The 24,275-nt window shown below is 43.4% G+C and carries 21 protein-coding genes and 1 other annotated feature; all 21 genes read left to right on the top strand.

Annotated features, from left to right (window positions below):
• Positions 1-122: 122 nt before the first annotated feature.
• The 21 genes from KJS58_RS19975 (at position 123) to mreD (ending at position 24,262) form a co-directional block, all read left to right on the top strand.
• Positions 123-710 (top strand): non-ribosomal peptide synthetase module, encoded by a 588-nt coding sequence (locus tag KJS58_RS19975; protein ID WP_213535196.1) that lies wholly within the window; start codon positions 123-125, stop codon positions 708-710.
• Positions 711-1,136: 426 nt separating this feature from the next.
• A complete protein-coding gene (gene speD, locus KJS58_RS19970; RefSeq protein ID WP_213535195.1) occupies positions 1,137-1,535 on the top strand; it encodes an adenosylmethionine decarboxylase in 399 nt (132 codons plus the stop codon).
• A 373-nt stretch (positions 1,536-1,908) separates the two neighbouring features.
• Positions 1,909-3,294: a glutamyl-tRNA reductase gene (hemA, locus tag KJS58_RS19965; protein ID WP_213535260.1), complete on the top strand. Its 1,386-nt coding sequence runs from the start codon at positions 1,909-1,911 to the stop codon at positions 3,292-3,294.
• 16 nt (positions 3,295-3,310) lie between these two features.
• Complete coding sequence (gene ccsA / locus KJS58_RS19960) at positions 3,311-4,138, top strand: cytochrome c biogenesis protein CcsA (protein ID WP_213535194.1); 828 nt, start codon at positions 3,311-3,313, stop codon at positions 4,136-4,138.
• An 11-nt stretch (positions 4,139-4,149) separates the two neighbouring features.
• Positions 4,150-4,800 (top strand): precorrin-2 dehydrogenase/sirohydrochlorin ferrochelatase family protein, encoded by a 651-nt coding sequence (locus KJS58_RS19955; RefSeq protein ID WP_213535191.1) that lies wholly within the window; start codon positions 4,150-4,152, stop codon positions 4,798-4,800.
• A gap of 4 nt (positions 4,801-4,804) precedes the next feature.
• Positions 4,805-5,749: a hydroxymethylbilane synthase gene (gene hemC / locus KJS58_RS19950; RefSeq protein WP_213535190.1), complete on the top strand. Its 945-nt coding sequence runs from the start codon at positions 4,805-4,807 to the stop codon at positions 5,747-5,749.
• A 5-nt stretch (positions 5,750-5,754) separates the two neighbouring features.
• Positions 5,755-7,284 carry a uroporphyrinogen-III C-methyltransferase gene (gene cobA / locus KJS58_RS19945; RefSeq protein ID WP_213535189.1) on the top strand — a complete coding sequence of 510 codons (1,530 nt, stop codon included), beginning with the start codon at positions 5,755-5,757 and terminating at the stop codon, positions 7,282-7,284.
• Positions 7,285-7,329: 45 nt separating this feature from the next.
• Entirely contained in the window at positions 7,330-8,331 is a 1,002-nt protein-coding gene (gene hemB / locus KJS58_RS19940) for a porphobilinogen synthase (protein ID WP_213535187.1), read from the top strand.
• 47 nt (positions 8,332-8,378) lie between these two features.
• Positions 8,379-9,683, top strand: coding sequence for a glutamate-1-semialdehyde 2,1-aminomutase (hemL, locus tag KJS58_RS19935; RefSeq protein WP_213535186.1), 1,305 nt, complete (start codon positions 8,379-8,381; stop codon positions 9,681-9,683).
• On the top strand, positions 9,680-10,585 hold the full coding sequence (locus KJS58_RS19930; RefSeq protein WP_213535184.1) for an RluA family pseudouridine synthase: 906 nt from the start codon (positions 9,680-9,682) through the stop codon (positions 10,583-10,585). Before hemL ends, KJS58_RS19930 begins: the two co-directional genes overlap by 4 nt.
• Before the next feature lie 147 nt (positions 10,586-10,732).
• Positions 10,733-12,067, top strand: a complete 1,335-nt coding sequence (locus KJS58_RS19925) for a LysM peptidoglycan-binding domain-containing protein (RefSeq protein ID WP_213535181.1) — start codon at positions 10,733-10,735, stop codon at positions 12,065-12,067.
• Between the two features lie 233 nt (positions 12,068-12,300).
• Positions 12,301-12,584 (top strand) — a binding site (T-box leader).
• A gap of 88 nt (positions 12,585-12,672) precedes the next feature.
• Positions 12,673-15,351 carry a valine--tRNA ligase gene (locus KJS58_RS19920; protein ID WP_213535180.1) on the top strand — a complete coding sequence of 893 codons (2,679 nt, stop codon included), beginning with the start codon at positions 12,673-12,675 and terminating at the stop codon, positions 15,349-15,351.
• A gap of 73 nt (positions 15,352-15,424) precedes the next feature.
• A complete protein-coding gene (locus tag KJS58_RS19915) occupies positions 15,425-16,801 on the top strand; it encodes a bifunctional folylpolyglutamate synthase/dihydrofolate synthase (RefSeq protein WP_213535177.1) in 1,377 nt (458 codons plus the stop codon).
• 7 nt (positions 16,802-16,808) lie between these two features.
• Positions 16,809-18,176, top strand: a complete 1,368-nt coding sequence (gene murC, locus KJS58_RS19910; protein WP_213535176.1) for a UDP-N-acetylmuramate--L-alanine ligase — start codon at positions 16,809-16,811, stop codon at positions 18,174-18,176.
• 125 nt (positions 18,177-18,301) lie between these two features.
• A complete protein-coding gene (locus KJS58_RS19905; RefSeq protein WP_213535174.1) occupies positions 18,302-19,600 on the top strand; it encodes an SPOR domain-containing protein in 1,299 nt (432 codons plus the stop codon).
• 139 nt (positions 19,601-19,739) lie between these two features.
• A complete protein-coding gene (locus KJS58_RS19900) occupies positions 19,740-19,964 on the top strand; it encodes a DUF4321 domain-containing protein (RefSeq protein WP_374705840.1) in 225 nt (74 codons plus the stop codon).
• A 105-nt stretch (positions 19,965-20,069) separates the two neighbouring features.
• Positions 20,070-20,687, top strand: coding sequence for a Maf family protein (locus KJS58_RS19895; RefSeq protein ID WP_213535173.1), 618 nt, complete (start codon positions 20,070-20,072; stop codon positions 20,685-20,687).
• 104 nt (positions 20,688-20,791) lie between these two features.
• A complete protein-coding gene (gene radC / locus KJS58_RS19890) occupies positions 20,792-21,463 on the top strand; it encodes a RadC family protein (protein ID WP_213535259.1) in 672 nt (223 codons plus the stop codon).
• Between the two features lie 153 nt (positions 21,464-21,616).
• On the top strand, positions 21,617-22,633 hold the full coding sequence (locus KJS58_RS19885; protein ID WP_160036354.1) for a rod shape-determining protein: 1,017 nt from the start codon (positions 21,617-21,619) through the stop codon (positions 22,631-22,633).
• Between the two features lie 256 nt (positions 22,634-22,889).
• Complete coding sequence (gene mreC, locus KJS58_RS19880) at positions 22,890-23,729, top strand: rod shape-determining protein MreC (RefSeq protein WP_213535171.1); 840 nt, start codon at positions 22,890-22,892, stop codon at positions 23,727-23,729.
• A complete protein-coding gene (gene mreD / locus KJS58_RS19875) occupies positions 23,729-24,262 on the top strand; it encodes a rod shape-determining protein MreD (protein WP_213535170.1) in 534 nt (177 codons plus the stop codon). The genes mreC and mreD overlap by 1 nt, the downstream gene beginning before the upstream one ends.
• The last annotated feature ends 13 nt before the right edge of the window (positions 24,263-24,275 follow it).

The following is a 24,275-nucleotide window of genomic DNA, read 5'->3' as shown; positions in this document are numbered from 1 at the left end:
GGTTTAGAGAAGGAGCGAACCGTTTAAAAGGTAGTGTATAATAGAGTCAGGCATAAGCTTGTTACGAAAATTCCGGTGAATACACCGGCCTGATGAATCAGGAAAGAATTGGGGAGATTTTTATGGCTCAGCGGTTAGCCACAGAATATGTTAAAGCCACTTTGAAATTGTCGGAAACTCAAATGAAACAGTTCTTGCAGATGGCAGAAGACGGCCAGGTCCATTCAAGAGTGAAAGTTCTCGGTAATGGGGGACAGGAAGTTGTACTAGAGGATCATGCAGGCGAGGAAGTTCATTTTCCATTTGATCGTAGAGAAGGGTTTTATGTCTGTGAGTTATCTTGCCGCTTGGTAAATCTACACTTAGCTAATTTAGTGCGGAGGTTATTCCTTAGCTTTAAAGGAGATGGGATTGTAAATCGGGTATATGCTGGGTTTACAATGTCTTATGTTTATTCAAAAGGATCTGTGCGAAAAATTGTTGAAGTAAAAGAAAATCAATCCCAGACGGTATATCAATACAAAAATACACTTCAGGAAATGGAAGATGTATTCCGAATGAGAAAGATCGAGCAACAGATTACAAAGGTTAAAAGAAGAGTTAACGGACTGCTTGATTTACGGAATGCAACTTGTAGTCAAGAAGAAATTGCTAAGATTGACGAGCAATTGCGCACTCATACAGTTACTTTATTCGCTTTAGAAGCATAAGTATTTCCGTAAGGAAATACGTTAGCATTTTATTTTTCAAAAACTCCTTACCCTATTGTGGTATGGAGTTTTTTTGTTTGATATAAATAATGGATGAATGCCCTTTTTAGATCACAAATCCTTACGAAAAATCGGTGTATCAAACCGGAGTGAAGCTTAGATTTAAACCCCGGTAATTCTGATGATGAAGGTTGTGTGATCTATCTCATAGTAGCGAATGTATTTATTTGTAGTACTTGTAAAATAACTATTGCAATTGCCTCAGATAGATGTTATTTTTAATCTCGTTGAAAAGAATATAGGAACCAGGATTCACTCAGGACATTGAATGTTGCGAGAGATTATTCCCTCGGGAAGTGAATGACGTAGGTCCTAGCGGATGAAATTTTTTCAAACATTTTATTCCTAGGAAGGGGGAACCGGAAGATGGAATATTCAACTTTCGGAAGACACGTTGCTGTTGATACTTGGGGAGTCGACTTCGATTTACTGAACAATGAGGAGTTTTTGCAAGCACAGTTGATTGATGCAGCTGAGGCTTGTGGTGCTACAGTATTGTCTGTACAATCAAAGCAATTTGAACCTCAAGGAGCGACAGTACTTGTATTGCTGTCAGAGAGCCATCTCTCGATTCACACGTACCCTGAGAGAGGTTTTGCCGCAATTGATTGTTACACTTGTGGAGAAACGGTAGACCCGCAGTTAGCCATTGACTACCTGGTGTCCGTATTAAAACCAGAAAAAACGTACGCCAAAAAATTAGTTCGCGGTTTAGGTGAAATGAAGGTCGAAACGCCTGAAATGAATCAAATCGAACTTGTTTGATGGAAAGTTAATAATATGAAATGAACTTACAACCATGGATCAATAATCCATGGTTGTTTTATATATGTAGATATTTTACAATTCTGGTATACTTAATGGGATGAATAATTAGAGTTTGAGATTTTAACTTAAAAAGGTGTAGGCTGCCTGCGTCCCTGCATAAAGATAGGAAGAGCCGGTAAAATTAAGCGAGCGCTATACCTTTAAAATGAGGATTTCATAAACATGTCATAAAAAGCACTTAGCCGGGCAAATACATATGTTATACTGGTTATTGTTTGCATTATATACTCAAGATCATGTGCTGTTTACAGCGCATTGTGATATAGATCATTTACAAATTTACAAAATCGTAGAGGCAGGTGAACTTGCAATGCACATCGTCGCAGTTGGATTGAACTACCGCACAGCGCCTGTAGAAGTCAGGGAACGTTTTACGTTTGATGAGAAGGACTTATCCCTTGCACTCCAGCAGCTAAAAAAGACAAATAGTGTATTGGAAGGCGTCATTGTAGCTACATGCAACCGGACAGAAATGTATGTGGTAGTCGATCGTCTTCATATGTGCGGCTATTTTATTCGTAGTTTTATGGAGAAATGGTTTGGGATTTCCCGTGAAGAATTTACCCAACATCTTTATATCTACGAAAATGAGCAGGCAATCCGTCATCTGTTTCGTGTGACAAGCGGGCTTGACTCTATGGTGATCGGAGAGACTCAAATTCTTGGGCAAGTCAAACAAGCTTTTTTATGTGCACAGCAAGAGAAAGCAACAGGTACGTGGTTTAATGAACTATTTAAACATGCGATTACGGTTGGTAAAAGGGCACATTCTGAAACATCCATTGGGGAAGCTGCCGTTTCGGTGAGTTATGCAGCCGTGGAACTTGGCAAGCGGATTTTTGGTTCGTTTTCGAACAAAAAAGTAATGATTCTTGGTGCAGGAAAAATGAGCGAACTAACCGTGCAACATTTGTACGCAAATGGAGCGGAAGAAGTTATTGTCGCGAATCGGACCTTTCTACGTGCTGAAGAATTGGCTAAGAAATTTCAAGGAACCGCTTGTACCATGGAGCAGGCATTTTCTAGATTACATGAAGTTGACATTCTGATCAGTTCTACGGGTGCCAAAGACTTTGTTATTTCTGTGGATATGATAAAAGAAAGCATGAAGCGGAGAAAAGCACGTCCACTCTTTATGATTGACATTGCCGTTCCAAGAGACATTGATCCAGCGATCAGTGATATGTCCAATGTTTACTTATATGATATTGATGATTTGGAAGGCGTAGTAGAAACTAATCTTGAAATGCGCCGTATGGAAGCCGCTAAGATTGACGCATTTATTGAAGAAGAAATGATAACTTTTCAGCAGTGGCTTAAAACGCTGGGGGTACGCCCTGTCATTCGTGCCCTTCAAGAAAAAGCAAATACCGTTCACGAGGATACACTCGAAAGTTTATTTAATAAGTTGCCGGAACTGGATGACAGACAGCGCAAAGTCATTCGGCGGCTTACCAAAAGTATGCTGAATCAAATAACTCATGAGCCGATTAACCAAATTAAAGAAATGGCTGCAGAAAAAAATGCAGACGATGCTTTATTGATGTTCACCAAAATGTTTGGGCTCGAGGATGAGATCGATGACAAGAAACAGGACGTTGCTCTTTCACATGGGAGCTTACAGCCTGCCATGGAAATGAACCATGGCGCTGCAAAGGAATCTTCGCGTCTAACTTATGTTCCTGTGAGTCTGTAAGGCGGTGTAGAGCTAAGTGACGGTTCATGATACAATTCACAGTTTCATCATTTATATTTACGCTCTGAGCCTTCTGTTTTATTTCTCGGATTGTATTCGTCGTAATGCGAGTGCAAAGCGGATAGGCACAGGGCTTCTTGTTATTGTATCGATAATGCAGTTTATGTACCTTGTGTTTTATACGGTCAATCAAGGTTATGTTCCTATCTACTCCATGTACGATTTTATTTTCTTGTTTTCCTTTTGTATCGTACTCATTTCATTCATATTAAGCCGGGGACAGAGGTCTGAATACATTGTATTCCTTCTGAATGTAGTCAGTTTCAGCGCTTTGGTGCTTAGTGACTTTTGGCTCGCACCGAGTGAGAATACACTGCTCAACTGGCAGACCGTACATGGTATGCTGGTAATGCATATTGCACTTGCAAATCTTGGATTTGCAGCACTGACGGTATCGGCAGTTTTTGCAATGATTTATCTCTTTTTACATTACAGACTGAAGTTAAAGCGATGGAATGATTCAATGAGACGTGTGCCAAGCCTTGAAATTCTGCAATTGTATATGAACAAAGCCAGCCTGATCGGTACACCTATTCTTGGCATATCTGTGATCCTCGCTATTTTGTCGATCGTTGCCGAGAAGCAGTGGCTTTATCTATTGGATCTGAAAGTACTCGCGACTTTTATTGCTCTATGTATCTATGTTGGTTATTTTGTATCCAAACGATATATTGATGCACCCCAGCATGTAATGGCAAGATGGATTTTGATTGGATATGCTTTTGTTATTATTAGTTTTATGAGTAACGCTTGGTCTATGTTTCATCGCTGGACGGGAGAGTGACGCATAAGCGCATGGAGAATCACTATGTACCAGTTATGTTGAATTGCTCAGGGCGCAGGTGCATTGTTATCGGCGGAGGTAAGGTAGCGGAGCGAAAGATAGAGGCTCTTGCAGGTTCAGGAGCGCTGCTCACTATTATTAGCCCCAAAGTGACGGAGAAAATTCTTCACATGGTTGACCGGGGTGAAGCCGAATGGCGTAAGAAGCCCTATCTCCAGGGAGACCTGGAAGGGGCTTTTCTTGTATATGCGGCTGCGAGCAGTCCGGAAGTAAACGCACAAGTGATTGCGGAAGCCAAGCAGAGGAATATTCTTGTGAATAGTGCAGATGCACCGAGTACCGGAGATTTTATTACTCCTGGCTCTGTACGCCGAGGCAAATTAACGATTGCGGTTTCTGCATCAGGCGCAAGCCCAGGACTTGCAAAGCAAATTATTGAACAGCTGAGAACAGATTATGGGGATGAGTATCAGATTTACCTTGATTTTTTACAACAATTCCGAGAAGTCATTCAGTTTGAAGTCGAAGATCGGAGAGATAGAAAGCGCCTGCTTGATCGGGTACTTGAAATGGATATTTTAGTACAAATACGAGAAAAACGGTATCGTCCATGGTCACAGGAAGAAATGATAAAGTGGATTACTGCCAATCGGGAGGAGTAACAAGATGCGTACAATTATCGTGGGAAGCAGACAAAGTGCGTTGGCATTGACACAGACGGGTCATGTCATCGAAGATTTGAAAAAGATATGTTCAGAGCATGGACTTGAATTTGATTTTGAGGTGAAGAAAATTGTCACTAAAGGAGATCAGATTCTAAATGTTACGCTGTCAAAAGTAGGCGGCAAAGGACTGTTTGTCAAAGAAATCGAACAGGCAATGATGAACAAAGAGATTGATATGGCGGTACATAGTATGAAAGATATGCCTTCGGTACTACCTGAATCACTTACGACGGGAGCGGTACCCAAACGAGAGGATCCAAGAGATGCTTTGATTTCTCGTAATGGAGCTTCGCTTGATGAGCTTCCCCATGGAGCAAAAGTCGGTACCAGCAGTCTTCGCCGGGCCAGTCAGTTAAAGGCTTATCGACCTGATCTCAATGTAGAGTGGATTCGCGGGAATATTGATTCTCGTTTGCGTAAACTGGAGACGGAAGGATTTGAAGCAATTATCTTAGCTGCAGCAGGTCTTTCACGCATGGGATGGAGTGATCGAATCACTTCATATTTATCTCCTGAAACTTGTTTGCCAGCGGTTGGTCAAGGGGCACTTGGCATTGAATGCCGTAAGGATGACGAGGAACTGCTTGCACTTCTCTCTTTATATAATGATGAAATAACAGCCAAACCGGTTGCTGCTGAACGAGAATTTTTACATGTGCTGAACGGTGGCTGCCAGGTTCCTATTGGTGCTTATGCCACATGGGTTACGGGTAGCAACGCGGAAGACAAACAGATTGAACTCACGGGTATGGTAGGAACACCTGATGGGCTCACCGTATTGAAACAAACTTTAACAGGTTCTGATCCAAAACAGCTTGGTAAGGCTGTGGCCAGCCGATTAATTGAAATGGGTGCGGAGAAGATACTAGCAGATGTAAGGGGATGATCTCCATGACAGGAAAAGTTTATCTAGTAGGGGCAGGTCCGGGCAATGCAAAGCTCATTACAGTTAAGGGATGGGAATGTATTCAAAAGGCAGACGTTGTCGTATATGATCGACTAGCGAGCCCTAGACTGCTTCGAATTATGAAACCAGGGGCAGAAAAAATTTATGTAGGCAAAAAAACGAATCGTCATACGATGAAACAAGAAGATATTAACCAGCTTCTTGTTGATTTAGCTCTAGCAGGAAAGAAGGTCGTTCGTCTAAAAGGCGGAGACCCTACGATTTTTGGAAGAGTGGGTGAAGAAGCAGAATTATTGAAGCAGAATAACGTGCCTTTTGAGATTGTACCAGGGGTAACTTCTGCAATCAGTGTACCTGCCTATGCTGGAATACCCGTAACTCACCGGGATTACGCTTCTTCTATTTCGATTATTACAGGACATGAGAGCCCAGAGAAGATGAACCGAGCGATTCACTGGGATAAGGTAACGAATGCAACCGGAACACTTGTGTTTATGATGGGTGTTGCGAATATTGGATATATTAGTAAGCAATTGATGGATCATGGCAGACCAAAGGATACACCTGTGGCTCTTATTCGCTGGGGAACTTGGGCTGAACAAGATACACTAATCGGAACGCTGGAGGATATTGAAGCCAAAGTAATAGAGAATAAATTCCTTCCGCCCGGCGTGATCGTGGTAGGCGATGTGGTTAAACAACGTGAACGGCTTAAATGGGTGGAATCCATGCCTTTATTCGGTAAACGGATCTTGGTTACACGGGCTAGAACACAAGCGATCGATCTGGTAGATCGAATTGAAGAGCTTGGCGGAGAAGCTTATGAGCTGCCTGTAATTGAAACAGTGCCTCCCGCTTCAGCAGAAACAAGAGATCAGATCAAAAACACACTCGCCTCTATGCCAGAGTATGATTGGGTATTCTTTACGAGTGTTAACGGAGTGGAATACTTCTTTAAGCATCTCGAAGAGCTAGGCTTGGATATCCGTGCATTATCAAAAGCTAGAATCGTAGCAATTGGACCTACTACAAGAGAAGTTTTACGAAGTAAAGGAATTGTAGCAGAAGAAGTGCAAGGGTCTTACCAGCAAGAAGGATTAATGGACACTTTTGGCGATGAATTGTTGCCAGGTCAGAAGGTTCTCCTGCCTTGTGGAAATCTTGCGCGGTCTTGGCTGCCAGATCGACTACGTGAAAAAGGACTGGAAGTTACTGTTTCACACATTTATGAGACAGTGATTCCCGATGAATGGGATGATGATGTCATTCAGCTACTGGAAAAAGGGAAAATATATGCTGTCACATTTACAAGCTCTTCTACCGTAACACACTTGCTTGCACTATTGAAGAAAATGGGTAATGACAATCCAGTAGAGCTTCTTAATAAAGTGCATATCGTATGTATTGGTTCCGTTACTGCTCAGGAGGCAGAGAAGGCGGGTCTTTCTGTAAGCATCATATCGGATAAGGCTACAATGGACAGTCTGACGGATGCTTTGTGCGAACTAAAATAAATAATTAGGTTATATAAAGGAAGACAGAAAGGGGAATTATCGATTATGGGATTTCCAAATGTTAGACTTCGTCGCTTGCGCAGTACTGCCGCAATTCGCAGTATGGTGCGTGAAACACATCTTCATGTGAGTGATTTTATTCAACCGATTTATGTAACTTACGGAACGGGAGTGAAACAGGAGATCTCTTCCATGCCTGGTGTTTACCGTTTTTCTTTAGATACCTTAAAAGAAGAAGTACAAGAAATTGCTGAACTCGGCATTCCGGCTGTGCTTTTGTTTGGAATTCCAGAAACGAAAGATGCAGTAGGGTCATCTGCTTTCGCGGAAGATGGAATTGTTCAGGAAGCGACAAGGCTGATCAAATCATGGTATCCAGACCTTCTGGTTGTTGCTGATACATGCTTGTGTGAATTTACAGATCATGGACACTGCGGAATGGTTCATACTCATGAAAGAGACGGGCATGTACATGCACATGTTCTGAATGATGAATCGCTTGATCTACTTGTGAGAACGGCGGTATCCCAAGCAGAAGCAGGTGCCGATATTATTGCTCCTTCTAACATGATGGATGGATTTGTGGGTGCAATTCGCCAAGGTTTGGATGAAGCAGGGTACGAGAATATCCCCATTATGTCCTACTCTGTAAAATACGCTTCCGGTTTCTACGGACCTTTCCGTGAAGCAGCTGACTCTGCTCCGCAGTATGGGGATCGCAAAGGCTATCAGATGGATCCAGCAAATGCACGGGAAGCGCTTCGTGAAGCAGAAAGTGATGTTCTTGAAGGAGCAGATATGCTGATGGTAAAACCATCTCTTTCTTATTTAGACGTGATGCGAACCCTCAAAGATCAATTTGATCTCCCGCTGGTCGCTTACAACGTAAGTGGTGAATATGCGATGGTGAAAGCAGCAGCAATGAACGGATGGATAGACGAGAAATCAGTGGCTATGGAGATTTTGCTGAGCATGAAACGAGCAGGTGCAGATATGATCATCACTTACTATGGTAAAGATGCGGCTCGCTGGCTTTTAGAGAAATAAGGGCACGGCAGAAGCAGGAAGTAACTACACAAAGAGGAGTGAAAGTAATGAGCATCAATCAACGTCAGCCTCGTATGGAGGAACGGTCCAGAAAGGCTTTTGAAGAAGCAAAACAGTATATGCCGGGCGGTGTGAACAGTCCAGTTCGTGCATTTAAATCCGTTGGACTTACACCGATCTATGCAGATCACGGTATTGGATCAAGAATCTATGATATCGATGGGAATTCGTTCATTGATTATGTGGCTTCCTGGGGTCCACTTATTATGGGACATGCTCATCCTGAGGTTATCGCTGCGATTCAAGAGACAGCAATAAAAGGGACAAGCTTTGGCGCACCAACCTTAATAGAGACAGAAATGGCTAAACTTGTTTGTGAACGTGTGCCATCCATTGATATCGTGCGAATGGTCAATTCGGGAACCGAAGCAACGATGAGTGCCATCCGCCTTGCTCGGGGGATAACGGGACGGAGTAAGATTTTGAAATTTGAAGGATCTTATCATGGACATGCAGACAGTTTGCTTATTAAAGCAGGCTCTGGAGTAGCAACGCTTGGTCTGCCGGATAGTCCAGGCGTTCCAGAAGGGGTTGCTGTAAATACAATCACCGTGCCTTATAACGATCTTGAATCCGTAGGTGTAGCCTTTGAGAAATTTGGAGAAGAGATCGCAGCTGTGATCGTTGAACCGGTTGCTGGGAATATGGGAGTCGTTCCGCCTGTAGCTGGATTCTTGGAAGGTCTCCGGCAGGTGACAGAAGATTACGGAAGTCTTCTTATTTTTGATGAAGTGATGACTGGTTTCCGGGTGGGACTTAACAGTGCTCAAGGCAGATTTGGGGTAACACCAGATTTGACTTGCCTTGGTAAAGTAATTGGCGGCGGACTGCCTGTTGGTGCTTATGGTGGTCGTCGTGATCTTATGGAGCAGATTGCTCCTTCTGGACCGATCTATCAGGCAGGTACACTGAGCGGTAATCCGCTTGCTATGACAGCAGGTCTGACTACGCTCCGTTTACTCAATCAAGAAGTCTATGATCGCTTGGAGATGCTGGGAGCGAAGCTGCAAGCTGGTTTTGAGAAAAATGCACGTGAGCTTGGTATTCCTATTACAATCAATCGGGTAGGCTCGATGGTATGTCCTTTCTTTACGGAGGAGCCTGTAACGAACTATGATATCGCGAAATCAAGTAATCTGGATCTCTTCCGGGCCTATTTCGGACATCTGCTGCAGGAAGGAGTCAGCGTAGCACCATCTCAATTTGAAGGAATGTTTATTTCGGGTGTGCATTCCGAACAAGATATTGAAGATACAATTGAAGCTAATTATAATGCGCTGAGAAAACTATGATTACTTCAAAAAGAAGAGGAGGATGGCTGGAGCTTACTCCAGGAAAAAAGGCACTCTCTGGCGAGAATCGGAATGAGGCTGCTGAAGCTTGGCTCTTGCAGGAGCTGGGCATGCCGCCTAAACTTCTTCATGAATTGAAGCAAAATCAAGGGATCAAAATTGCGGGGGACCGGCTGAGGCTGGCCCTTTTTCCGTCTGTACCTCTAGGAATCTCTCCGCGTTATATTCTGCTTGATATTTTATATGAGGATGATTTTTGTCTTGTTGTTAATAAACCGACAGGTATGCCAGTCCATCCTGATGGGAATGAGCGACATGATGGAATTATTACGCTGGATCATGCGGTCGCTGCCTACTATGAATCTGAGGGCCAAGAGATTGCAGTACGCCATATCCATCGGCTCGATGTAGATACATCGGGACCTGTGCTATATGCCAAGAATCGATATGCTGAGTTAAAACTAAATTCGATGATGGAACGTAAAGCGATTGATCGCGCTTATGTGGCAATCGTTCATGGCGTCATTACTCAGAATGAAGAAGTGTTACAGTATCCGATCGGCAAAGATCGTCATCACAAACAGAGAAGAAGGGTTTCGCCTACAGGACAACATGCGGTAACCCATATGAAGGTCTCTGAACGGTTAAACGAGGCAACTCTTGTCCGTCTGGAGCTAGAGACAGGGAGAACCCATCAGATCAGAGTCCACCTCAGCCACATCGGTCATCCTTTATTCGGAGATACAATGTATGGGGGTAGAAGAGAAGGGATCCGCAGGCAAGCCCTGCACGGGGAGGTGCTTACGTTTCAACATCCGTTTACAGGAGAACTGCTCTGCATTGAGGCGCCTTGGCCGGAAGATATGACGGAACTATATGAAGCGAGAAAAAAAGTGCAATAGAGCGAATACTCATAAAATGGTATGAGTCCTCTATTCGGTGCATATACATGTCAACGAGAAGAAACTTATTGCTGAACTCTCGTCACATGAGCGAAAGCCATGGTCTTTTTTCATGGTAACTATATGCCCGAAAGGAGGACTACAGCTATGTTAAACCCGCCCTACGGACTTCGGTTTGATATTTATGAGCGTGTTCAATTACCAGAACATGTTCCCGCTATCGCAGAGCTTGAAGAGATTGAACTTTATCCTCGAATACAGGTGATTACAGATCAAGAGCACGCAGCGCTTCGGGGCCATCTGCTGTTGTCAGGTGTGTATGTTGGTGAGAATAAGGAGCAGGAAGGTTTGCAGCACCTGATCCCGGTGGAGATTACGATTCCGCTTAGCCGGGTTGCCTCAGTGGAAGAGATCGCTGTTGAGATTGAGAATTTTGATGTTGACCTATTGTCTACAAGAAGCTTGAATATTACCGGGGTGTTGTCTCTCAGAGGAATTGAAGGGATTCAAACAGAGGAAACTCCTGCCTGGAATTCGGATGAATTTACAGTAGTACACACGAATTCAGCTTCTGAACAGGGGAATAGCGAACCAAAAGAGTATAGCGGATATAATCCATACCATCGCGATCCTGCTAGGGAAGATGACGAAGCTTCATTTGAGCAAGAACGCACGAGTGACGCTTCTCCCGTACCGCCTACATTTTATGCTCCTTATATAACACCGGCTTCGGTTCATGATGAGGGGCAGGAGGAGCGAGACGTTTGGAATCTTCCTTATGAGACTCTTTCGGTAGATGATGGTACCGATCAGCAGGAAGAATCTAATATAGAAGAGCAGAGAATAGAGAATCAAGAGAACGGGGAGCTAAGAGAGACAAAAGATATTCAGGACGCGAAAGAAGAAAATTCGGCGACTGAGCTCTCTGCCGCGCCAGAAGTTTGGCATTTTGAAACGCCTGCGGAACCTGCTTTAGGTCTTCAAGAAGCAGAAACACCTATAGAAGAACAAGCAGCAGAGCCTACCGCGATCCAGCGTGACGATCAGGAGATTACCTGGGAGGATGAGGGAACGCTGCTTACAGCAGATGTACCTCAGCCAGAGGCAGAAGACGAAAAACCGGAGCTGAAGGTTGCTTTTGGCAGTAAAAAAGAAAATGATGCACCTGCTGCTGATTCCTATGGAATTACCTCTCTTCTTCAGAAGAGCAAGAGAACAGAAGAGGTATTACAGTTAGAAGAGCAGATTCCAGTAGAAAAGCGTGAAGAAGAGCAGATAGAAGATGTACAGTGGAAGAACTTATTTCTTGGCGGTAGTTCTGAGCAGACGCCATTCAAGAGGGTCAAGCTCTGTATAGTACAGCGGGAAGAAACCTTGGATACGATTGCAGATAGGTATCAGCTAAGCACGCGTGAGTTACAGCTGTATAATCGATTATCCGAGCAGTCGATTGAAGAGGGACAGGTGCTTTACATTCCTTAATTAATATACAAAACCATGTGTTCTTGGGCGTGTTAACGGCCAGGGGCACTTTTTTTGCTATGTATTTTGACGCTTCATGAACTTAGCTAGAATCCTGCTCCAGTCTTTCCCTATACGGAAAATAGGTGCTCGCCTGTTGACGAATTTAGACTAGAAATGTATGATGTCTGTAGGATTGGGGATACAATGAATATAATTCATTGTGGTTCGTATAGATCTCTTGAATTACACATGGAACAACGAAGAACGGGAGTAGTAAGCAGTAAACCCTTCAGAGAGTGGAATCGATTGGTGTGAGATTCCGCAGGATACTTTACTGATCCGAAGTCACCCGGGAGTTGCCCTTTTGAATGCTTTCGTATGCTTTGTACATAGAGAGCACTAGAATGTGGCCGGCTGCAGCCGTTATACTGCCTAACAAAGTGTCATATCAAACCCGCAAACTAAAGTTTGTGGTCATCATGTTTTGGTATGAAACAAAGGTGGTACCGCGAAAGAATGACCTTTCGTCCTTTGAGGATGAAGGGTCTTTTTGTTTTTTTTATCGTTACTTGCTACTGATGAAAAAATGAATTTTGATTTCTAAAATAACAGGAGGAATGTATATGTCTGAAGCAACAAATCAACCTAATCAGCCGAATCAGACGGAAATGCCAACAACGTATGATCCGCATGCTGCGGAGCAGAAGTGGTACCCGTATTGGATGGAAAACAATTTCTTTAAAGCAGGTCAGCGCAAGGATGCGCAGCCTTTTACCATTGTGATTCCACCGCCAAACGTAACGGGTATGCTTCATATCGGTCATGCGCTGGACTTTACCCTTCAGGATATTATTATCCGTGCAAAACGGATGCAAGGTTATGACGCGCTCTGGCTGCCTGGTTCTGACCATGCAGGAATTGCAACTCAAACTAAAGTAGAACAGAAACTAAGAGAAGACGGGATTACTCGTTATGATCTCGGACGCGAAAAGTTCCTTGAGAAGGTATGGGACTGGAAAGAAGAATATAACAATACAATCCGTTCCCAATGGGCAAAAATGGGCTTGTCTCTTGACTACTCTCGCGAGCGTTTTACGCTGGATGAAGGGTTATCAAAAGCTGTACGTGAAGTGTTTGTTACACTGTATAATAAAGGTCTCATTTACCGCGGGAAACGTATCATTAACTGGGATCCGGCAGCACGAACTGCGTTATCTGATATTGAAGTCGAATATAAAGAAGTACAAGGTCACTTGTATCATCTGAAATATGAATTAAAAGACGGCAGCGGCTCCATTACCGTTGCAACGACAAGACCAGAGACCATGCTTGGTGATACGGCTGTTGCGGTTCATCCCGAAGATGATCGTTACAAAGATATGATTGGCAAAGTACTTGTACTGCCGATTATTGGCCGTGAAATTCCTGTTATTGCAGATGAATATGTAGAAAAAGAGTTTGGTAGCGGAGCGGTAAAAATCACGCCTGCGCATGATCCAAATGACTTTGAAGTCGGTCTTCGTCATGACCTGCCGCAAATCACGGTTATGGATGAGACAGGTACTATGAATGAGGAAGCTGGCAAATATAAAGGGCTTGACCGTAGTGAGTGCCGTAAGCAGATTGTTGCTGACCTTAAAGAACTGGGTGTACTCATTAACATTGAAGACCATGTACATCAAGTTGGTCATAGTGAGCGTTCAGGTGCTGTTGTAGAGCCTTATCTGTCTACACAGTGGTTTGTTGCGATGCAGCCGCTTGCCGAAAGAGCGATTGAAGCTCAGAAGAACGGAAAAGGTGTAAACTTTGTTCCAGATCGTTTTGAGAGAACGTATCTTCACTGGATTGAGAATGTTCGCGACTGGTGTATTTCTCGTCAGCTCTGGTGGGGACACCGTATTCCAGCGTGGTACTGTAATGCTTGTGGAGAGCTTCATGTTAGTCAGGAAGACCTCACGACTTGTACCAAATGCGGCTCTGCAGATCTTCGTCAAGATGAAGATGTTCTTGATACTTGGTTTAGTTCGGCGTTATGGCCTTTCTCTACTCTAGGTTGGCCTGAAGACGCAGAAGATCTGAAACGCTACTATCCAACGTCTGTGCTCGTGACTGGGTACGATATCATCTACTTCTGGGTAGCTCGTATGATCTTTACAGCGCTTGAATTTACAGATGAAATTCCGTTTAAAGACGTATTGATGCACGGACTTGTACGTGATGCTGATGGCCGCAAAATGTCGAAGTCACTTGGCAACGGGGTAGATCCGCTTGAAGTAATTGAGAAATATGGTGCTGATGCGATGCGCTATATGATTTCAACAGGCAGCACACCAGGACAAGATCTTCGTTTCCGCTGGGAACGTGTAGAACAAGCACGTAACTTTGCGAATAAGATTTGGAACGCTTCCCGTTTTGCTCTCATGAATCTTGAAGGCATTAAATATGAGGATATTGATATTACAGGTGAACTATCCACGGCTGATCGCTGGATTCTGCATCGCCTAAATGAAACAGCAAGAGAAGTAACTCGTCTTATGGACGCTTATGAATTTGGAGAAACCGGACGTGCACTGTATAACTTCATATGGGATGATCTGTGTGACTGGTACATCGAATTCTCCAAATTGACGTTATACGGTGAAGATGAGCAGGCAAAACGTAAGACACAGTCGGTACTTGCTTATGTACTGGATCATACAATGCGTCTTATTCATCCGTTCATGCCATTTATTTCAGAGGAAATTTGGCAGCATTTGCCGCATGATGGAGAGACCATTACGCTTGCTGCATGGCCTGAATTTAACGAAGAGCTTGTTAACGATCAGGCTGTAGCCGAGATGAATATGCTGATGGATCTCATTCGTGCTGTTCGTAATGTTCGTGCAGAAGTGAATGTGCCGATGAGTAAGAAGATCGAAATGAATGTAAATGCAAGTAATGCGGACGCGCTGCAGATCATCGATAACAACCTTGTTTACGTTAGCAGATTCTGTAATACGTCCGATCTGACTACAGGCATCTCTCTACCTACGCCGGAGAAAGCGATGACGGCAATTGTGTCAGGTGCTGAAATTTATTTCCCGCTCGCAGGACTAATTGATATTGATCAGGAGATTGCTCGTCTTGAGAAAGAACGCGAGAATTTAGATAAAGAAGTGCTTCGCATTGAGAAAAAACTGGGCAATGAAGGCTTCGTATCCAAAGCTCCAGCAAAAGTTATTGAGGAAGAGCGTGCAAAACTTGCGGATTATTCTGATAAACGCAGTAAAGTCATTGCTCGCATTGCGGAATTACAAAGCTAATTAAATAGGTTATTATTTCGCGGTATCCCTTAAAGAAAAGTCTCACAAATTTCGCAATCGGAGGGTGAAGAAAATGTCTGAAAACACGGGAGCTGCTTGTGCAGCTCCTCTACAAACCTACAGTGATGCAGTAGCTTGGATTAACAATCTTATTCCTTTTGGAATTAGACCGGGACTATCTCGAATTGAATTGTTATTATCAAAGCTGGGCGACCCTCATAAACATCTGAAATTCATTCATGTCGCGGGAACGAACGGAAAAGGATCAACTTGTGCCTTTCTGACTTCTACCCTTAGACAGGGCGGGTATGATGTAGGGACATTTACTTCTCCGTATATCACCAAGTTTACAAACCGATTTCAGTATAATGAAGAAGACATCCCGGAAGACACCTTGCTTAAGCTGGCTAACAAGCTGAAGCCTTTTGTGGAAGAAATAGCTGCTACAGAACTTGGATCTCCAACGATGTTTGAGGTTGCGACAGCGCTCGCAATTCTGTATTATGCGGAGGTATGCTATCCCGATGTGATAGTATGGGAGACTGGGCTTGGGGGAAGGCTTGATGTAACGAATGTCGTGACTCCTATCATTTCGGTGATTACGAATATTGGTTTTGACCATACCGATATTCTTGGTGATACGATTGAACAAATTACATCTGAAAAGGCAGGGATTATTAAACCCGGCGTCCCTGTTGTTACTACGGTTGAACAGCCGGAAGCAATTCGTATCATTCGTGAAACCTGTGCTAAGAAAAAATCAACCCTGTATATTGCAGGCGAACAGTTTACTTATGAGCAACTTGAGGTTAATAAGAATGGTCAAAGATTCCATTATAATGGACCGTTTCGTGAACTTGATGTGGAGCTGACAATGCAGGGCAAGCACCAAAGTGCAAATGCTGCCTGTGCTCTGATGACACTTGAAGTGCTGCGCCAGTACATGGCGTTCTATATGGAAGAGGAAGATTTGAAAAAAGGATTTCACAGAGCATTCTGGGCCGGACGTTTTGAGAAAGTGTCCGATGATCCGCTTCTTATTTTGGATGGGGCACACAATCCGGAAGGTGCAGAAACACTTGCCAGAACGATAAAGGATTTGTATGCAGATCGGAAATTAATTTTAATGATGGGCATGCTTGAGAATAAGCATCACAAATCATATTTAGAGCATATACTGCCACTAGTGGATACGCTTATCCTGACTGAGCCTGATTTCCGACGTAAAATGGATGCGGCACAGTTAAAAAATATGGTAGAAGAGCTTCGTCCATCCTTTGCCAAACCAAACCTTGACATCATTGTAGAACCTTCATGGAAAAATGCACTGAGCTTACTTAAGTTACGGACGGAAGCGGACGATCTGGGGATTGTGTCCGGCACATTGTATCTAATTGCAGATGTTCGGGCCAGTCTTTTGCATCAAACCGATTCTGAAAAAGGTTGGTGAAAACTTGTTGAATACTACGGAACATGTACATTTTATCGGTATCGGCGGCTATGGGATGAGCGCCATTGCAAGAGTTATGCTAGAGATGGGTTATACGGTAACTGGTTCGGATGTGGCATCCCAGGAGCTAACTGAAAAGCTCGCCGCAAAAGGAGCAAAAGTATATATCGGCCATACGGCGGAACAGGTACACGGTGCAGATTTAGTTGTTTATTCAACGGCTGCAACTGCGGACAATGTGGAACGAGTGGAAGCGGAACAATTAAAAATTCCGGTTCTTCACCGTGCACAAATGTTGGCACGTTTACTTAACGAGCGTAAGGGAGTTGCCGTTGCGGGAGCACACGGTAAGACAACAACTTCCTCTATGATCGCGCTTGTTATGGAAGAATGTGAAACAGATCCTACTTACATCATCGGCGGGGAGATCATGAATCTCGGAACGAATGCCAAAGCAGGTAAAGGCGATTGTGTCGTTGCTGAAGCAGACGAGAGCGATGGTTCATTCTTGCATTATCATCCTTGGATTGGGATTGTAACGAATCTGGAAGCGGATCATCTTGAAAATTACAATAATGATTTTAATGAGCTGAAAAATGCGTATGTAAAGTTTTTAAATCAGGTGAAACCTGAAGGCTGTGCGATTGTTTGTGCAGATGATGAGAACATTCAAAGTATTATGCCACAGCTCAAATCTAACATTATTACGTATGCAATTGATGCAGAAGCAGATTATACAGCAACCGATCTTACGCTTGGTGATCGTCATATTTCATTTACGATGAATCATCGCGGAGCTCCGCTCGGTAAAGTAGAGCTTTCTGTACCTGGTAAACATAATGTAAGCAATGCGATGGCAACGATCATTACTTGCTTAGAAGCAGGCATACCTTTTGAATCCATCGTGAAAGCGATCGTGAAGTTCAGTGGTGCAAAACGCAGATTCCAGGTGCTTGGCGAAGCGCGCGATATTCTGATTATTGATGATTATGCTCATCATCCTACGGAGATCGAAGCTACAATCAGTGCTGCAAAAGCGACAGGGAAACGGATTATTGCTGTATTCCAGCCGCAACGTTATACTCGTACCTTCTTCTTGCTAGATGCTTTCAGTCGTGCATTTGCTGAAGCAGATGAAGTCATTATTACGGATATTTTCTCTCCTGCCGGTGAGAAGCAAATTGAAGGGGTTCATTCCTCTAAGTTAGTTGAGCTTATTAAGCAAAACAGTAATCCAAATGCAACCTACTTCCCGACAAAAGAGGATGTAGTTGCAGATTTGGAACACCGATTAAACCCAGGTGACCTAGTGCTGACTATGGGCGCAGGGGATATTTGGAAAGCTGGATATGAGCTGGCTAAAGGTTTGAAATAGAAGGCCAGGCATGAACAATAATAAAAAGCATCATTTCTGCGATAGGCAGAGATGGTGCTTTTTATGCATATATAGCCTTTTTCTCACATATAGCTGATAAAAAGGACAAGGGAGGGGCTTACACCGTGAATAAGGCGAGAATGACATTTCGTTTTGGTGAGGAATCTCAGAATACTTCTCATCAGCATCCCAACCGCATAATAAAAATGGAGTCTCCTCGTACTAATCAGAAGATTGCTTTGGGAACTGAAATAAATCCAATCTCGCTGGATCGCAGCGTCCCTCCACTCGATACATATCACCAGTTAGATGGGGAAGAAGATCCGACAGGGTACAGTGAACAGAATCTTTCAGGATATCTTTCCGCAGAGCAGAAAGCAGGAAAGGAAGATACATATTACGGGAATCCGATTTATGATGATTGGGGCGAGCCTTTTGGTCCCTATGCCGGTTCTTCGATGATAGAGAATAGGTCACTAACCGAGGGTTCTTCTGTCAGGGAAAATAGTAGGGATCCTTACGATGACCTGCCTATGCAGCACTATCCGGAGGTAACCACTAAATCGTATGCTGTTCATCATCGAAAGTCCCCAGGAGGATGGAAAGTATTTGGTTCGGTAACTGCCGCGGTAATGACGGGCGTTTTATTTGGATTTGTAGCTATGTCCATGCTCGATTCTGGCAGTACAGCTCCAAAGACGGTAACGGGAACGGCGGTAGGGACTGACCTTGTTTCTCCCACAGAGGATCCACAGACACAAACGTTGGGAACGGAAACTCCCAATATTGCTAGCACTGCGGTATCCATCCCAGGAGCGACTTATTTTATGCTTCAGTATGGTGTGTTTAGCATGGCAGAAGGTGCAAGTCAGGCGAAGAAAGAGCTCACCCAGGCAGGGATTGCAGCAGGGAGTGACCCCATGGATGAAGCAAGAGTATATGCAGGAGTATCTTCCGATCGAGAGGAAGCAAAACTAATAAGTAATCAGCTGAAGACAGAAGGAGTAGAGCTATACGTAAGAGAAATCTCTTTGCCTGCCGTTTCAGATGTTGTATTCATAGGGAATGCAGATGAGATTAGTCCTTTTTTCGAAAATAGCAGAGCGCTTACTGACATGCTTGCTTCTTTATCGATTACTCATATTAGCGAGCAAGTTCAAACCGCCGTACCAAAGGACAAATTAAGTGAAATCTCAGATGCACATCATCGATTTACGAGCAGTGTTGGAGCAATTCATGCAGGTCTCTCTGAGAACGGAAAGCAGATAGAACGGAAGATGGAGTCCTCAATGAGCACTGCCATCAGTGCATTATCCGAATATAATAAAAATCCTAATAAAGAGCATATGTGGAAGGTACAGTCTGCTGTAATGGATTATATCCTTCAAGAAAAACAGCTGCTAGAGGTAATGAAACAAACATAAGGTGACCCTTTGGTCCGGCCGGGAAATGGAAATACTTCCCCAGGCCGGATTTGTATTTGTACTTACGCGTTGCTTCCCGTATAATAATGAAGGTGTCAAAATATGGCGAGGGAAGAGTACAATGAAAAAAAATTTCGGCATGTTGTTACTGTTTCTGCTCTTGGGTTGGCTAATAGGAGCCTTCATAGCCAAGGGTCTAGAGCAATTCAAGGCTCTTTCTATTCTAACGAATACGACGACAATCAGTTGGTCGCCAAAAGCAAATTTCGACATCATTAGTTATAACCTAAACATTCAATTGAAAATGAGCCTGCTTAGTCTGCTGGGTATGGTGTCAGCAATTTGGCTCTATCGCAAATTGTAAGCAGTATGTTCACTTTGATCATACCTTAGCAGTTTTAAGTCAGTACAGAAAACGATTAAAACAGAGATGCTTATCGCATTATCGGTGAAGTAAGGAGTTATCCCTTTGAAAAAGCAGCAGAACCATCGAATCATTCTAGCCTCAACATCTCCACGTCGACGCGAACTTATTGCTTCACTTAGATTACCATTTGAAGTTGTTCCAAGTCATGCAGATGAGGACACACCAGCAGACTACACACCTGAACAAGTCGTTGAAGAATTAGCGCTTCGAAAGGCAAAGGCGGTCTATGATTCCTACGAATCCAGTATGGAGGGTGCAATAGTCGTTGGGAGCGACACCATTGTCGTAATGGACGGAATGATACTTGGCAAACCGAAGGATGAGGAAGACGCTTTTCGAATGCTAGGTATGCTGCAGAATCGTACTCATGAGGTGTACTCCGGAGTGGCCTGCATATCGGGAGATACAGGGCGGATCATCGTAGACCATCGTAAGACTAAAGTGAAGATGAAAGCACAAACGGATGAAGGAATACGTGCCTACATTGCAACCAAAGAACCATTCGATAAGGCAGGATCCTATGCAATTCAAGGCATTGGTTCCGTTCTGGTTGAATCAATTGAAGGTTGTTATTTTAACGTTGTAGGTTTGCCATTGTCCTTGCTAAGCGAACAGCTTGCGGAGCTTGGTATGCATGTGCTTGCCATAGATGAAACGTAAAATTAGATGTTTTTTTAGATTCAATTAGATCTTATAGATTCAAATGATGGGAAAGTTCTAGGTTTGTTTTTGAAAAGAGGGAAAAGGTGAGTTCGCCAGGATACATGTTGCGCGACATCCCCCAAGAACAGCGCCCGAGAGAACGCATGCTTCATCATGGGGCGGGTGCACTGAGTCATGCGGAACTATTAGCTATTTTACTAAGGACAGGAACGAGGCAGGAATCTGCTATACATGTTGCTCAGCGAATTCTGAGTGAGGCAGGCAGTCTTCGCAGTCTTGTTGATTTTAGTATCGAGGAACTGGTACAAATTAAAGGCGTGGGTCCTGCCAAAGCGGTTCAGCTCAAGGCGGGAATTGAACTAGGACAAAGACTGTCTCAGTCAAAGTTGCCTAGTAGTCCTACAATACGAAGTCCTAGAGATGCAGCGGATTTATTGATGGAACAGCTTCGGTATTTGCAGAAAGAGCATTTTGTATGTCTGTTTCTGAACACCAAAAACCATGTTATAGCTCAGGAGACACTCTCGATGGGCAGTCTCAATGCTGCTATTGTTCATCCAAGAGAAGTATTTCGTGCAGCGATCAAATGCAGCAGCGCATCTCTGATTTGTGCACATAACCATCCCAGCGGAGATCCTACTCCAAGTCCGGAAGATATAAAGCTCACAAAGCGTCTTCTTGAGGCAGGAGATATTGTAGGAATTGAGGTTTTGGATCACGTCGTGATCGGTGATGGAAAATTTGTAAGTTTGAAGGAACAAGGGTTCATATAATATAATGTGGTACGTTAACGGTTTATAAGCGGAATAACAGAATACATACCTTGTGTTCTGATCTAGCTATTTATTGAATCGGATCATAAAGTTGCAGTTGCTCATGAAACAAGCAACGTTAATAATGCAGGGAAAAGAAAGGGAGATTACAGCATGTTAGGTGGCTTTACAAAAGATTTGGGAATTGACTTGGGAACGGCGAATACGCTCGTTTATGTCCGCGGAAAAGGAATTGTCGTAAGAGAACCATCCGTAGTAGCTATACGTACAGATACACAAGTCATTGAGGCAGTCGGAGAATCTGCCAAAAAGATGATTGGTCGTACACCAGGGAATATCCGTGCGATTAGACCGATGAAAGATGGCGTTATTGCTGATTTTGATACAACAGCTACAATGATTAAATACTTTATTCGCCAAGCACAAAAACAGCGTTCTTTCTTCCATCGTCATCCGAATGTAATGGTATGTGTACCTTCCGGTATTACTGCTGTTGAACAACGCGCTGTAGAAGATGCAACAAAACAAGCAGGTGCACGTGAAGCTTACACCATTGAAGAGCCATTCGCAGCTGCGATTGGTGCTGATCTCCCGGTATGGGAGCCGACAGGCAGCATGGTTGTTGATATCGGTGGAGGTACTACGGAAGTTGCAGTTATCTCTCTTGGAGGTATTGTTACAAGCCGTTCTGTACGTGTTGCAGGGGATGAGATGGATGAGTCTATCATTCAATACATTAAGCGTCAGTATAACCTGATGATTGGTGAACGTACATCAGAACAGCTCAAAATGGAAGTTGGTTCAGCTCTTCCACTGGATGAAGTAGAGACAATGGAGATTCGTGGTCGTGACCTTGTCACAGGACTGCCTAAGACGATTACCATTACATCTGATGAAATTAGCGAAGCTTTGGCAGACACAGTGGGCTCTATTGTAGAAGCTGTGAAAGTTACACTTGAAAAATGTCCACCAGAACTCGCAGCCGATATTATGGATCGCGGTATTGTTCTAACAGGTGGAGGTGCGCTTCTTCGTAATCTGGACAAGCTTCTTGCTGGTGAAACAGGCATGCCTGTTATTGTAGCTGAGAATCCTCTGGATTGTGTAGCGATTGGTACAGGTAAAGCGCTGGACAATATTCATTTATTCAAATCAAGAAGTAAACGCTAAGCCGCGATAGTTTATACTTTCAGCCCGCTGGCTGCATCCGCCGCGAGCTGAGCCGGTATGGCCGTAGGTGTTGGTGCAATATGGCATCATGCACCATTCATTTTTTATGTTGATGCTACTGTTGGGATCGCAAGAAAGTAGAGAACAGGCCTTTGGCCTCGCTACACTTGCTTTCCCTTTTTAAGTAGTAGACATGATAACGAAATAGGGATGTAAGAGGGTGTTATAACTGTTTAAATGGCTTGGCAACAAAAGATTGTTTATTTTACTTGTTGGTATCATTATTTTTATAGCTCTAATGGGTTTCACTGTGGGGTCAAGAGCAGGACTTTCCTTGCCTGAGAAATTCACCAAAGATATGGTTGGATTTGTTCAGCAAGTTTTTTATAAACCTGCCTCTTATATTTCCGGATTTTTTGAAGATATAGCCAACCTGAAGAGACTTCAGGAAGAAAACGAAATATTGAAAACAAAAGTGGCGCAGTATAAACAGGATTCTGTTAGATATGGTAATCTCGCCGAGACGAATCAAAGGCTTCAGGAAGATTTGAAGTTCACTGAAGAACAGAAGAATAGACATAACTATACACTTCGGACTGCACAAGTCATCAGTGTAAATTCGGATCCTAACAACCGAGTACTGAACATTGACATCGGTGAGAACGCAGGAATTAAAGAAGGAATGGCAGTAACCTCCCTTGATGGACTCGTAGGTACAATTAGTCATGTAAGTAACTTTACTGCGACCGTTACTCTTCTTACAGCACTCGACCCAAGCTCAAGTGATGCAAATGCGATTGCAGCTACCGTCGTAGGCAAAGAGAATAATACATTTGGTATGATTGAAAAATATGATCCGAAAACAGGATACCTGCAAATGACGAAAATTTCGGAAAGTTCTAACATTGAAAAGGAAGATATTATTATGTCTTCTGGAATCATTGAAGGTTTCCCGAAATATATGATTATTGGTGAAGTTATGGATATAGAAGTAAGTGAATATGGGCTGGCACAAGTCGCCTATATTAAGCCTGCAGCAAACTTCACTGACTGGAAGGAAGTATTTGTTGTCATTCCTCCGGAGGTTACTCCATAATGGCAGGCCGGAAGCAGGTACTCATCATTCTGTTGTTCTTCCTCTTTGTGCTGGAAGGTTCGGTCATGCCATGGATTATTCCGGATGCATTGCTGCCTCGGATCGGTTATAACTTAGTGTATATTGCGATCTTGTTTGTGACGGTTTACTATCACAGGCATACGGCACTAGTCCTTGGTATTATTTTCGGGTTGCTGCATGACGTTGTTTTTTATGGACACATGATTGGACCGTATTCTTTTTCCATGGGACTGGCCGCGTATTTACTTGGTCTTATTTTTAAGTCTCAGCGAACGACGATGCCTGTTATGATGATGGTTGTCATTTTAGGTAGTTTATTGTTCGATACGATTTTGTTCTTTATATACAAACTCTTTCAGCTTAATCATGTTTCCTATGACTGGGCGCTTGTAGAATACATGATACCTACGGTATTTATTCATTTTATATTTGCTCTTATTATCTATGTACCTTTGCGTAAACAGCTGGATAAGCTATCTCGACATAGATCACTAAGTAAAGATAAGACGTAATGTTTTTGCATTT

This window comes from Paenibacillus sp. J45TS6 (assembly GCF_018403285.1).
GTDB lineage: Bacteria > Bacillota > Bacilli > Paenibacillales > Paenibacillaceae > Paenibacillus.
The sequence above is the reverse complement of the archived record's forward strand: the minus strand, read 5'-3'. Positions and strand labels throughout refer to the sequence as shown.

What these genes read in the sequence shown, in the direction of transcription:
- KJS58_RS19975 (WP_213535196.1), top strand. Translation starts at nt 123, where the DNA reads ATGGCTCAGCGGTTAGCCACAGAATATGTTAAAGCCACTTTGAAATTG.
- KJS58_RS19930 (WP_213535184.1), top strand. Translation starts at nt 9,680, where the DNA reads ATGATTACTTCAAAAAGAAGAGGAGGATGGCTGGAGCTTACTCCAGGA.
- radC (WP_213535259.1), top strand. Translation starts at nt 20,792, where the DNA reads ATGTTGCGCGACATCCCCCAAGAACAGCGCCCGAGAGAACGCATGCTT.
- hemB (WP_213535187.1), top strand. Translation starts at nt 7,330, where the DNA reads ATGGGATTTCCAAATGTTAGACTTCGTCGCTTGCGCAGTACTGCCGCA.
- mreD (WP_213535170.1), top strand. Translation starts at nt 23,729, where the DNA reads ATGGCAGGCCGGAAGCAGGTACTCATCATTCTGTTGTTCTTCCTCTTT.
- speD (WP_213535195.1), top strand. Translation starts at nt 1,137, where the DNA reads ATGGAATATTCAACTTTCGGAAGACACGTTGCTGTTGATACTTGGGGA.
- KJS58_RS19900 (WP_374705840.1), top strand. Translation starts at nt 19,740, where the DNA reads ATGTTGTTACTGTTTCTGCTCTTGGGTTGGCTAATAGGAGCCTTCATA.
- cobA (WP_213535189.1), top strand. Translation starts at nt 5,755, where the DNA reads ATGACAGGAAAAGTTTATCTAGTAGGGGCAGGTCCGGGCAATGCAAAG.
- hemC (WP_213535190.1), top strand. Translation starts at nt 4,805, where the DNA reads ATGCGTACAATTATCGTGGGAAGCAGACAAAGTGCGTTGGCATTGACA.
- KJS58_RS19920 (WP_213535180.1), top strand. Translation starts at nt 12,673, where the DNA reads ATGTCTGAAGCAACAAATCAACCTAATCAGCCGAATCAGACGGAAATG.
- KJS58_RS19955 (WP_213535191.1), top strand. Translation starts at nt 4,150, where the DNA reads ATGGAGAATCACTATGTACCAGTTATGTTGAATTGCTCAGGGCGCAGG.
- KJS58_RS19915 (WP_213535177.1), top strand. Translation starts at nt 15,425, where the DNA reads ATGTCTGAAAACACGGGAGCTGCTTGTGCAGCTCCTCTACAAACCTAC.
- hemL (WP_213535186.1), top strand. Translation starts at nt 8,379, where the DNA reads ATGAGCATCAATCAACGTCAGCCTCGTATGGAGGAACGGTCCAGAAAG.
- hemA (WP_213535260.1), top strand. Translation starts at nt 1,909, where the DNA reads ATGCACATCGTCGCAGTTGGATTGAACTACCGCACAGCGCCTGTAGAA.
- KJS58_RS19885 (WP_160036354.1), top strand. Translation starts at nt 21,617, where the DNA reads ATGTTAGGTGGCTTTACAAAAGATTTGGGAATTGACTTGGGAACGGCG.
- KJS58_RS19925 (WP_213535181.1), top strand. Translation starts at nt 10,733, where the DNA reads ATGTTAAACCCGCCCTACGGACTTCGGTTTGATATTTATGAGCGTGTT.